Below are 11865 nucleotides of genomic sequence, written 5' to 3' on the forward strand. Positions count from 1 at the left end.
AAAATTATTTTGCATTTGCTTCAATGTAAGAGACTGCATCTCCTACTGTAGCGATTTTTTCAGTTTGATCATCTGGAATAGAAATGCCGAATTCTTTTTCAAATTCCATGATTAATTCTACTGTGTCAAGTGAGTCAGCTCCTAGGTCGTTTGTAAAGCTAGCAGTATCTGTTACTTCAGATTCTTCTACACCTAACTTATCAACAATAATTGCTTTCACTTTTGATGCTACTTCTGACATAATTTCTAGTTTTGATTAATAATTAATTTTTATTTCTAATTTTGTCGGTGCAAAGTAACAGTTTTTTATACATATGAAACAAATATTTTGTGGATAAAATAGTTAAAATTGCACATTTTTTTTGTTTGTGTGCAGGCATCTTAAATTATACTTAATGACTAAAATCGCAATTTTCGCTTCGGGTTCAGGTTCTAATGCCGAAAATATAATAAAATATTTTGCAAATAATGAGGATGTAAACATTCAACTCATTGTTTCGAACAAAGAGGATGCGTATGTCCATCAACGGGCTAAAAACCTGGGAGTAGAGTCTGTTACATATTCCAGGAGCGACTTTTACCACACAGGCAAGGTACTGGAATGCCTGTTGCAAAAAGGGATAGATTTTATTGTATTAGCCGGCTTTTTACTGAAAATTCCTGAAAATCTCCTGCGTGCATATCCTGATAAAATAATTAATATACATCCGGCCTTATTGCCTAAATTTGGCGGGAAAGGGATGTATGGGGATAATGTGCATAAAGCGGTGGTTGAATCGGGTGATGCAGAGTCGGGTATCACGATACATTATGTAAATGAGAATTACGACGAAGGGGCTGTTATCTTCCAGGCTAAATGCCCTGTTTCTGCAACCGACAGCTACGAAGATGTCGCAAAAAAAGTGCATGCGCTGGAGTACACATACTTTCCTGTGATTATAGATAAATTGTTAAATAAGCGCCGGGCAGAATCTGATGATTTTGGTTTCGAATAATAACTTATGCCAGCCGTCAGCAAGCAGTTTTATTTCCCTGGATAATAAACAGGCCTGCAGCCTTAATTAATCCTTATACTGGTTCTGAAGCTTTTCTTTTATTCTCCGGACTGATTTTCTCGGGATAGTTTTCGGTGTATTATCCTCCTGTTTCTTTTCTTCAACTTTAGCCGGTTCGTCTTTGTTTGCCGCATTGTTAGTTGTCACACTACTGCTGTTATAATGCTGTTGCCTTATGGTGGACTGAGGTGGATTGGTTATCCGTTTAATGCCCGGTCTGTTTATTATATAGGTAGCGTTTTCGTCTGTTCCTACTTTTTCATCATTTACGGTTCTGGAAATAACCCGGGTGGCCGACGCAGCCGTACTTTTCTCTTCAGGTATATCAGCTTCTTCTGTTTTTACCACACGGTCTATCTGCTTGCCATCGGCTGTAATCTCTCTTCTTATGACGGGGTCCGGCGTCTTTGGCGTTTTTTTCTTTGCTTCAGCCGCACTGTTCACAGGGACAGAGGTCGCCGTAGTAGCTACATTATTATTGAACAGATAATCAGTAGTCAGGTCAACCGGGATCTTTAGCCTGTTCAGTGTTTTCTCCGATACGAGATACCAGATTTCCCCAAAAGGATTTCCCGATGCTGTGTCGGTAACCCGCATCTCACGTTTTATCACTTCTGACGGATATAATTGATTCGTTACCGAAAACGGTACTTCCAGCCCATTGATATAATAGGTAGGCTTTCCGTTAAATCCAATGTACATATTCGTTAATTCCTCGATAGAGGCATCTTTTTTTATCAGGCTGTCCGCTATATTTATAGCTGTCTGTTCTTTCTTTTTCAGGTTTCGGTAGTCTCTGGCGAGCCGGAAGCCCAGCGCATCATTTCTTTCGTTATTAATCCTCTTTTCTGCTTCTATTTCACGTAGTAATTTATCTACATCTAAAGCGGCTTCCTCTAAACCACTGTATGTCGGATCTGTTTCTCCAAAGATGGAATCAACTTCTGCGCTTTGGTTTTTTCGGAACAGGAATTTTGAGTATTTATCTGTCAGTCCGCCGCCAGTTCTGTTTACTACTCGCGTGGTATCTCCTGTACTGATAATATATATTTTTTTACCTATCTGCTCTGCCTCATTTTTTGTAGGAGCCCTGTATATCTGGGCGTCTGCAAGCAAAGGAAAAAGCAGCAGGGATATTAGTATTATTATATATTTGCTTGTACTCATTTGTGTCTCTTTATGCAATTTATGTATTCGATACAATAACCCACGTTACTATATACGTAGCAAATATACAAGTTTTTATTGAAAGATATTTTGCTCTTACAAAATTTTAGGGCAAACGCATGAAATTTAATCTTTTTGAAGAAGTTTATCTATAGAATAAGAGCCGGTAGCCTTTAGCTGTTAGCTGATAGTTCTTTGAAATATTGATTAAAGCAGTTACAAGTTTGCCTCGCCTTCGCTTCGGCGAATGTTATTTTTGCGCCCTTCGGGCAGTTACGAGTTACAAGTTGGCTGGCGTTTTGTTTTGTTTCACGCAAAGACGCAAAGGCGCAAAGTTCTACATCTTACGAGTTGTTGACTGATGACTGTTAACTGATGACTGTAAATACTGTTACCTTTGTTACCTTAAAAGTTATCACCAAAATTCATCAAGAAAGAAAATGAAAATAAAAGTGGTATGAATGAAACTAAATACACTTATATACAGATATTTAAATTAGTTAACAAGAGCAAAAATAGATTTCTATTTTTCATTTGCATAATCCTTTTTTATCTGTTATTTGTTACCTGTTTGTTACTTATGGATTTTTATAATTGTTACTTTATTTGTTTTTCGTAAATTATTATGTTTCTTGTATTTATATAACATCTGATTACTAATTATTTAAAAACACATATATCAAAAGGTAATTAATCCTTATTTTCTTTTGCCATGTCGTTCCTTGTTTGTACCTTGCCCCCGGTTTAATTTTTAATTTTATTTTTTTTAGTTTTTCTTTCTTGATTTTTAGTTTTTAACTTAATATTGATCCTTATGACAAACAGCAGGAAACAACCCAAAGCAAAGGAACCGGTAAAGATCCGCTTCAAACAACTCTCCGGCGGCAGCCAGTCCATTTACTTCGATATCTACAGGAACGGCAAACGCTTGTACGAGTTCCCCAAACTATACCTTGTACCCGAAAGGACACCCGAAGACAAGGAACTGAACCGCCGTATGCTCGACAAGGCCGTCCGTATCAAGGCTCAGCGAATAGATGAGTTGTCCAGCAAGGAAAACGGCTTTGTCAATATGGGACTGAAACAAAAGGCGAATTTCATCAGGTATTTACAGGCATTGACAGAACGCAAAGAAGCAGAGGGCAAGACAGCGGTATGCGATACTTACCGGAGCCTTATAAAGCACCTGATCCTTTATAAGGGTGACGGGCTAAGCTTCAAGTCTGTCACCAGGGAGTATTGCTGCGGTTTTAGCGAATACCTGCTGACAGCGGAGAACCTCTCCAGCCGCAGGGGCATTCCGGCAAGCGCCAAAGGTTGTCTGTTATCCAAAGGTAGCCGTTACGGTTACAGCCGCGCCTTATCCATTGTATTGAACTGTGCAGTACAGGACGGTATTATTCCCGACAACCCGATGAAGAAGCTGACCCGCTTCGAGCGTCCCAAACGTCCGGAAAGCGACAGGGAATACTTAGGGCTGGAAGAGATCAGGGCACTGGTAAAGACCGAATGTATCAAACCACTGGTAAAGTCAGCCTTCCTGTTCAGTTGTTTCAGCGGATTGCGCTTCTCTGATGTCAAGGCCCTGAGATGGGACGATATCCAGACCGACCATGAAGGCAGGAAGCAGATCTGCTTTACCCAGCAGAAGACGAAGAAAAAGGAATACTTACAGGTATCTGACGAAGCTTTGAAATTCCTGCCGGAGAGGGGAACCGCTATGGGGGAAGATATTATCTACCCGTTATCATCCAGCGGCTTTACAAACCAGGCGCTTAAAAGCTGGGTACTGGCGGCAGGGATAAAGAAGCGCGTGACATTCCATGTTGCCAGGCACACAAACGCAACCCTTTTGCTGTCCCTGGGCGTTCCTATCGAGACAGTGAGTAAGCTATTGGGGCATGCCGATATGAAGACGACGCAGATATATGCGAAAGTAATAGATAAGAATAAGCGGGAAGCAGTCAGTAAGCTGGACGGGCTGACGGACTAGGGACTAAACCCAAAACACTATTTACTAAGAGCAATTCCTTTCGTACTATTTATTCATATTTTCTTATCTGTAGTCTGGTATAAGAATTTGGGATTTTTCCCAAATTTGCACTTCTCCAGATTCTCCACCAAATTTCCGGAGAAGTTAAATAATACACAACACTCAAGCTGATAAAAACAGACTGAAGAAAAACATAAGAAAATTATCAAGTGTCCAGTTATTTCAGAACAACATATATACAATTGATACCAGTAAATCCAACCTCTATATTTAGAACCTCCTTGAGACAATACTGGCTTATTTACATAAGCTCTTGAGCATGTTTTCGAGGATAGCTTTATATTTCTTGGGCGTACCTTTGTATTGATAGAAGCTATATACCAGACCTTTAAGCCCCCTGCTTATAAGGCTATCCATTAATTCGACTTCTTATTCACCCAACAATTCGAAGGAAAAATGATGGATATTACCGTTAAGATTGATAAAAGTATGCTTATGAAAAGAGAAACCGTTAATTCCGATAATGTGACCAGCTTCGAAACAATACATGGATGCTCCCGCATCTTTATCTATAACCTTATGTGTCTGTTGCACAACTAAACAAATTTAATATTTTATGAAAACAGACATTGTTCATGAAAAAATATATATTGAAAATCAACCTGTTATGAATGTAAAAAACTCCATTTTATTTTAATTTGTAGCAAAATGTGAGTTGTGCAACAGCCACTTATAAGCATAAAAAAATAAGAGAAAGGAAAGCGAAAAAAAATGTTATGATAATTATCCTGATATTACAGAACGGCAACAAAAGTAATGTCATATTAGATATTACTATATTAATACGTTTTCAACAGCATAGGTTATTCTTAAGATCTGATTTAATTTCAATAAAAAAGGACAAGATTCATTGTCCTTTTTTTTCAATGGTATCGTTGTATTTACCTTTCAAACTAAGAGTATCTACAACTCGACATCGGCCCTGAGTGGAACAACATTAGTTGTATCTACCTTTCAAACTAAGAGTGTCTACAACTAAAGTGCTGTACATCACGTATCGGAATTGGTTGTATCTACCTTTCAAACTAAGAGTATCTACAACCACCATCACTGGTTACATGGTTAAGTTCAGTTGTATCTACCTTTCAAACTAAGAGTATCTACAACCAGAAGCGATACATCCCACTTTCTTGTTTGGTTGTATCTACCTTTCAAACTAAGAGTATCTACAACGACAGTGGAACCCAAACCCATCCGGAATAAGTTGTATCTACCTTTCAAACTAAGAGTATCTACAACGCAGAGGATTACGTCTATTATCTTCAGTCTGTTGTATCTACCTTTCAAACTAAGAATATCTACAACGGCTTGTTCATATTACGCTTTTCGGATGTTGTATTTATCTTTCACCTGAAATCTTCCGTTAAGTCAACGATTATTTTCCCTGTACATCTCAGTATTGTATCACAATATGTTTCATCATCCAGTCGTTTTTCCTGGCATATATCGAGTAAATAATCATAGAGTCCCGCTTTCAGCATTTGGTTATGTGCTATCTTATTCCTTATATATACAAGCATAAATCCTTTTTGTAAGACTTCCGGTTTTTCTTTCAGCTCGTTAAGTGTCAACTCTGACTCAAATGATCCGTCAAACTTCCCTAACAACCATTTTATATCTGAATCGGCGACATCCGCAGAGTTTTTCAACAAACCGTTTGCCACATAACATTTGAAGTTCGGAAATCCATCCTGTTCCAATTCCCTTATATGGTTTACTCCGTCAAAACCCATATGTTGTAAAATATTACATTCCAGCGATTGTATATTCTTAAGTAATATGTCCCTTCTTATATTCTCGTATGATTCCAGTTCCTTTTCCAGTTCCAGCTTATTCCAGCTCCTGTCAGGATCGTATTGCAATATACATTGAACTTTAGAATCTGCTATCAATCGTTTGAATTTCCCTATATCTTTTAGCTTTACCGCAGGTTCTTGTATTTGTCCATGCTTATATGGGACAGTCATATTCCAAATAAAGTTTTCCTTTATTATGTTTTCCGAGGCATCGCCTTTCTCGCGCCGGTTCTGTCCGGATGCCTGTCTTATCTGTTCCAACCTTTCTTCCCTGGTTAAATAAAAGTCTTTAAGGACTAACCCAACCTTGTGCTCAAAAACTTCTTCATAAAGCTGCTCTGCAATATATTTTAAAAATAAATCCTGTATTTTCAGCTTTTTTATATATAGATCATTCTCGGTTTTTAATTTTTCTATTGACTTTTTACGTTCTTTTTCCTGTTAAGCTGGTCTTGTTTGAATAGTTCTTTATAATCGCGACCGTAATCGTAAAAACGCTGAAAACTATGTCCTGTATTGTTCGCATACTGATACCAGTCGGCAAACAATTCAGGATTATCGTGTATATTCACCCCTTTTATATAAGTCGGTTTCTTATCGAATATCCCCCTTGATAAAACAATTGGTTTTGCCAATAACTTCTCTTTTTGTTCTTGGGTTGCATCGATATGAAAGTCTCGTGCCGAAAACAAATTCTTGACATTGTATTGCTTCAACGCTTTATTTAGTACCTTTTTATTTTCACCACTGCTTATTATTGAGGTTTTGATATTGTTATAAATATCCGACCTGAAATCTAAATATTTTTCGAAGAAACAATCAAAATCTTTTTTCTTGAAGGCTTCCTTTATCCCCACATTCCAAAGATAAGCGCTATTATTAAAATCCCACACTGCTTCCAACAGGCCTAGCGCTTCATTTGGCCGGGTATCATAAAACGATAATGATTGTTGCAACTGGCTATGCTGGTAACCTTTCCATCCTTTGCGAATATCGGCAGGCATATAGCGAACCAGGTCATAGGCTATCCATGTAGCTTCTTCGCCCCGCTCTTTGTTGTTAAATATAAACTTGCGAATACTTCTGCCCTTCTCTGTTTTCTTTGTTTCGGCTCTGTTATTCTTTATCAGATTTATCTTTTTCCTGGTTATCTCAATCTCTTTTTCAATTTCGGATATCAGCATATCCGTATCTATGGAACTTGTATCCGAACTTTTCAGCAGTTTTTGGGGGATCTGGGAAACCGGCAAGCGGTCTCCCTGTTTGTAATTTTCCAGTTTACTGAACTGTTCCTCTACGTGTTCATGTATACGTTTTTCTATGTCTTCCGGGGCAGCTTTCTTTATAAGCAATTCATATAGTAAAGCCGGTAGTTCGTTCAGGGAAAGAACGGCAACGGGTTCGTCGTAATTGACAATGCTTTTTCCCCCTATTTTCCTTGTTATTTCGTATTTAGCGATCCTGTTTTCCCTGTTGCTTTTCCGCTTTTCATTTTTATTCCGGATATTCCTGTATTTTTCAATCCGGCTTTTTAAGTTCTTATCAATACTCAAATAAACCATAATATTCCCCCCCTCGATATTATACGATGGATTAGGGAATACTTCCCATCCGGCAGGTTCTTTCGCTGTTCCATGAAAATAGTCGCCTTTCAGCTTACTAACTTCCGATAACCGGGCGAAAACATTTATTTTATCCTTAACGATGCGTTCCGTATAATACGGTGTCCCGCCAATTTCCTTTTGCCTCCTGTCATGGATATAATTTCCCAGATATATTTGGAATCGTAGTGAAGGAAACTTCACAAACTCATCCAGGTACCTTAATGCAAAATAGTTAAATTTATTTTCGTATCTTTTTCTTATAACAGGATGGATAACGGTCAGTTCATCTGACTGGTATGTTTCGTTTCCTTCCTTAATGTATTCGTTAATATCTTCAACGAAGGTTTCCTGCAATTCTTTTGGTAAGGCATTATATACGGCATCGGGAACCTTACTCAATTCATCTGCTATTTGTATAAGCAGGGTCTCTTTGTTATATGTGCTGCTAAGCTGGTTTTTCAGTCCTTTAAATGATAGGTGTGAGAACACCCAGTGAGTAACCATGTTCTTAAGGCTGTTATATTTCAGGTTAGGATAGCCTTCCCCGTCTGCACTTGTTATCTTAGCCTTAAATCCTTTTATCTGTGCCCTTAAATTCTCGTTTTCCTTTTTTGTTAAGAATAAACTTAAAAGAAATATTAGTCCGTTCCGGCTGATTGCAATATTGTTTTCCGCAAATGATTCTTCCGAGACAGGTTTTGACCTGTAATATCTATCAATACTTTCTTCCTCTGTATCCCTGTTTTTATAAATTAAGTGATGAAAAGCCTGGTTGTAAATATTATTACGAATGCTTTCCTCATCGAGAAAAACGTTCCTGCCTTTAGCTTTCTCTTCTAATAATTTCTTTTTTTGGATTTTGAAAAGAGTTTCCAATTCATCTTTTAACCTTGTTTTCAACAAAAGCTTTGATTCATCCGTTTTAAGCCTGTTTTTCCGGACATCCTTTACCGTTTTTAGAAATATATGGTCTAAAGTGGTATAAAAATTTTCATCAAAACACAATGGCTCCTGATAATAATGCGTATAAAAATTTCTAAGGTCATTTATATTTTTCACCAACAATTTTAGCTTTTCTCCAAAATCTTCCCTGTTCGTTTTGTCCAGGTAGTTTATAAACGGGAAAAAGCGGCTTAAATACTCAACTTTCAGCTTAAATTCTGAATCGGATAGTTTGATATTTTTAAGTTTATCTATTACATTTTCAGTTTTACCATTTTCATTAAACCGTTCTTTATAAGAATCAAAAATTAAATCGATATTGTTTTGGGCCAGATTGAAATATCCCCCGAAAAAATGTTTATCGGCTACCAGTGTGTGATCATAGTATCTTTTTCCAGATTCCATAAATTCATTTTTTGAGGTTAAAAATAAAGAATTTTATTTTCATAAAATGTATTTAATGTAATAATCATCAAGTCATAGTTGGACAGTCCCTTATTTTTCAGTCGGAAAATATATTGCAGGCCTTTCAAACAAGGCTGTAGCAGTCAGTCTGATTATTCTCGCTTTTTAAAATAATTTTAACGGGATATAAAGGTGGATATTTCAACTTGTACCTAAACAATCTGAGAAGACATTAACCGCTCTTGTACATAAGGAGTTAATTTATTTACTTCAAACTTATATTTTATCTGCTTTATAATATCCGGTAATTTCAGCATCATACTCTCAGCAAAATGCTTTTTTTTCTTAATGATAATCAATATAAAATTAAATTATTCCATGCGAAATAATTGCCTGATCGTATACATTCGATGAGCCCCCTCTTCTCAATAAAGGCCAGAGATTATGTTTGTGCCGGACAGGACTTATTCGCAAAATTATGGTGAACATGCCATCACAAATAAAATATCCGGTTCTCATAAACAAATAAACCGGATGGTTGTTAAAATTACAATATATGAAACGGTTAGAACTGTAAGCCGAGCCGTAAAAGGTACATGTCATCCTTCCTGAATGAGTTGCACAGTATGTCCGGCATATAAAACCGAATGTATAAACCGAACGAACAGTTCCTATGAAATCAATGATAAGATTATTTTTAGTATTGCTGGGCTGCTTTTTCATGCATCTGTCACAAGCCCAGGTAACGATTGGTTCAGGAGAAGAGCCTGCTGAAGGAGCCGTACTTCATCTGAAAGAAAAAGAAAACGTAACGGATGCCGGCCATAATTCATACAGGGGGCTGATACTGCCCAGGGTCAACCTCTCCGAAAAGAAGCAGCTTTACCCGATGTTCCTGAATAATCCGGAAGATCCCGCTTCCGGCGCTAACTCAAATTATATAAGCAACAAAATCGCCCTGAATAAGACCCATACGGGAATGATCGTTTATAACCTGACCGAAAACGATGAAAAAGAACTTTGCCTGGGTCTGAATCAGTGGGACGGGGAACAGTGGAACTGTTTCCAGCAGAAGATAGGAAATGCCGTCGGGCATATAGTGGATTGCGACGGAATTAATATAGCCGGGCATTATAAGTCCCCCGACCAGTATCCACAGACCCCGCCAGGCAGCGCTGTTGTACCCTTGGACGCTTCCAGTTACATAACCATAAAGCTGGAGATTACCAAGCCCGGGGCATATACCATTCATGTTACCCCGGCCTATGCGGGCGACCATACTAAAACAAACGGCTATTTCTTTATCGCATCGGGTATGTTTATGGAAAAAGGCGTATATACCCTTACTATTCCCGGTAGCGGAACGCCGTTCTGGTATACCCCTGCCGGAAATCCGGGCGACGAGCTGGCTGTTACAATGAACGGCAAGCCGCTGGTATTACAGATGGCACGGCCTGTACAAAGAATATCATTGTGGAGGATTACTCTAAAAAGCCGAACTATGAGATGGATTGCGGCAGGACAACCGTGCATGGCGTATATCAACTGAACCAGGCATTGAACCCTGCCGGTAATTATATTTCCGTGTGGATTAAAATACTCCCGGGCGATCCGTTCGTAGAAGGGTCGACTGTCTATCTGGAAACCAACATAGTGGACGGAATCGGTTTTGCATCGGTTCCGACGCTGGTTACAGCCGCAGACAAGGCAGGCGGAGAAAAAGAAATCATACTGAGGGGAAGCGGAAAGCCTACTTCGGTGGATACCAAGAAAATGACCATTACCTCCAACAGCGCGATCAGTGTGGCAACATGTTATGTAAGCGTACCGGTTGCCTATCCGGTAAAAAAGACTTACGGATGGGGCTGGTATAACAACACGGCGGGATATATCATGCAGGTATTAGACAGTACGCCCCAGGGCACACGGAAACTGGTGGATGCGGATGTAAACTTCGGGACAAATGATAACAGTACTGTGAAGATTGTAAAATACAGTCCATCCTACCCAGACCTTTAACCACTCAATACTGGATGGTGAACTGATGGGTGGGGCTGCTTATAACCCTGTCCGGGTTAAAGCCATGTTCGACGAGAAACCCGAGATTGTGCTTACCGGGTTCGACCTGGCTATCGCGGATGCAGGCAACAGGGCGGCGATTGCAGGTTATATGGTCGATTACCTGAACAAGGGCGGCGTGCTTATACTGGTATTGGAAAGGGATTATATGGCGAAATCTTTCTTTGAAGCCCTGTATCCCGGCATCACTGTATCGGGAAGCGCCCTGATAGGCACATTGAGGATGCAGCTTGGCTTTATGAACGATGAGATACTGAACGGCCCTTTCGGCGATATCAGGGGCCGGTTCTTTGGAAACGATGCAGGCGGAACCATCAGCATAACCGGATTGCCGGAGGAAGACCTTGTGGTATATGCCAGGGATTCGGGCGGTAAGCCGACGATATTCAAACATAAGTTTTACAATCTGGTATTCATCGGGGACGGCGGTATCTTTGCAAACCTCAACGGGGGGACAGGCTCTACTACCGGTACGGCCACCACCTATCCGCTAACAATTGATAGTAACAACAGGCCTGTCACCAAAACAAGCTGGTCAGGCGGGGATGTGGAGAACGCCCGCTTGTTTGCCAATATTATGGCTTGGGCAATAAAGCAGGCACAATTTAACGGCATAAATTCGCCGAAATGAAAGACTATCTCTGTGCCGGTGTCTTCATGCGATTATTGAGACTTCATAAAAAAGGTGAGGCTTCCCAGGCTTCCGTCTGCGGCAGCGACTAATAACTCAAATACGGAAGTATTATCATTCCAATAAAGCTTCC

8 protein-coding genes and 1 pseudogene are annotated in these 11865 nt (G+C 39.4%); 5 read left to right on the forward strand and 4 right to left on the reverse strand.

Annotated elements, in window-relative coordinates:
* Positions 1–4 precede the first annotated feature (4 nt).
* Positions 5–241, reverse strand: coding sequence for an acyl carrier protein (locus ACFO6W_RS22055; protein WP_006798850.1), 237 nt, complete (start codon positions 239–241; stop codon positions 5–7).
* Between the two features lie 154 nt (positions 242–395).
* Between ACFO6W_RS22055 and purN the strand changes: the two genes are divergently transcribed.
* Positions 396–995 carry a phosphoribosylglycinamide formyltransferase gene (gene purN, locus ACFO6W_RS22060; protein ID WP_380000543.1) on the forward strand — a complete coding sequence of 200 codons (600 nt, stop codon included), beginning with the start codon at positions 396–398 and terminating at the stop codon, positions 993–995.
* Positions 996–1061: 66 nt separating this feature from the next.
* Here the strand turns inward: purN and ACFO6W_RS22065 are convergent, their stop codons facing one another.
* Positions 1062–2222, reverse strand: coding sequence for a hypothetical protein (locus ACFO6W_RS22065; protein WP_380000545.1), 1161 nt, complete (start codon positions 2220–2222; stop codon positions 1062–1064).
* A gap of 814 nt (positions 2223–3036) precedes the next feature.
* Between ACFO6W_RS22065 and ACFO6W_RS22070 the strand changes: the two genes are divergently transcribed.
* Positions 3037–4215, forward strand: coding sequence for a tyrosine-type recombinase/integrase (locus ACFO6W_RS22070; protein ID WP_380000547.1), 1179 nt, complete (start codon positions 3037–3039; stop codon positions 4213–4215).
* Between the two features lie 429 nt (positions 4216–4644).
* Here ACFO6W_RS22070 and ACFO6W_RS22075 read toward each other — a convergent pair whose 3' ends face one another.
* Positions 4645–4809, reverse strand: coding sequence for a hypothetical protein (locus ACFO6W_RS22075; RefSeq protein ID WP_380000549.1), 165 nt, complete (start codon positions 4807–4809; stop codon positions 4645–4647).
* A gap of 812 nt (positions 4810–5621) precedes the next feature.
* Positions 5622–9022: pseudogene (gene cas13b / locus ACFO6W_RS22080) on the reverse strand (type VI-B CRISPR-associated RNA-guided ribonuclease Cas13b).
* Between the two features lie 682 nt (positions 9023–9704).
* Here cas13b and ACFO6W_RS22085 point away from each other — a divergent pair.
* The 3 genes from ACFO6W_RS22085 (at position 9705) to ACFO6W_RS22095 (ending at position 11732) form a co-directional block, all read left to right on the forward strand.
* Positions 9705–10571: a hypothetical protein gene (locus ACFO6W_RS22085; protein WP_380000551.1), complete on the forward strand. Its 867-nt coding sequence runs from the start codon at positions 9705–9707 to the stop codon at positions 10569–10571.
* Positions 10529–11041 carry a hypothetical protein gene (locus ACFO6W_RS22090; RefSeq protein WP_380000553.1) on the forward strand — a complete coding sequence of 171 codons (513 nt, stop codon included), beginning with the start codon at positions 10529–10531 and terminating at the stop codon, positions 11039–11041. The genes ACFO6W_RS22085 and ACFO6W_RS22090 overlap by 43 nt, the downstream gene beginning before the upstream one ends.
* Positions 11042–11105: 64 nt before the next feature.
* On the forward strand, positions 11106–11732 hold the full coding sequence (locus tag ACFO6W_RS22095) for a hypothetical protein (RefSeq protein WP_380000555.1): 627 nt from the start codon (positions 11106–11108) through the stop codon (positions 11730–11732).
* The last annotated feature ends 133 nt before the right edge of the window (positions 11733–11865 follow it).

Source organism: Dysgonomonas termitidis (assembly GCF_042654545.1).
Lineage (GTDB): Bacteria > Bacteroidota > Bacteroidia > Bacteroidales > Dysgonomonadaceae > Dysgonomonas > Dysgonomonas termitidis.

What these genes read in the sequence shown, in the direction of transcription:
- ACFO6W_RS22055 (WP_006798850.1), bottom strand. Translation starts at nt 241, where the DNA reads ATGTCAGAAGTAGCATCAAAAGTGAAAGCAATTATTGTTGATAAGTTA.
- purN (WP_380000543.1), top strand. Translation starts at nt 396, where the DNA reads ATGACTAAAATCGCAATTTTCGCTTCGGGTTCAGGTTCTAATGCCGAA.
- ACFO6W_RS22065 (WP_380000545.1), bottom strand. Translation starts at nt 2,222, where the DNA reads ATGAGTACAAGCAAATATATAATAATACTAATATCCCTGCTGCTTTTT.
- ACFO6W_RS22070 (WP_380000547.1), top strand. Translation starts at nt 3,037, where the DNA reads ATGACAAACAGCAGGAAACAACCCAAAGCAAAGGAACCGGTAAAGATC.
- ACFO6W_RS22085 (WP_380000551.1), top strand. Translation starts at nt 9,705, where the DNA reads ATGATAAGATTATTTTTAGTATTGCTGGGCTGCTTTTTCATGCATCTG.
- ACFO6W_RS22090 (WP_380000553.1), top strand. Translation starts at nt 10,529, where the DNA reads ATGGATTGCGGCAGGACAACCGTGCATGGCGTATATCAACTGAACCAG.
- ACFO6W_RS22095 (WP_380000555.1), top strand. Translation starts at nt 11,106, where the DNA reads ATGTTCGACGAGAAACCCGAGATTGTGCTTACCGGGTTCGACCTGGCT.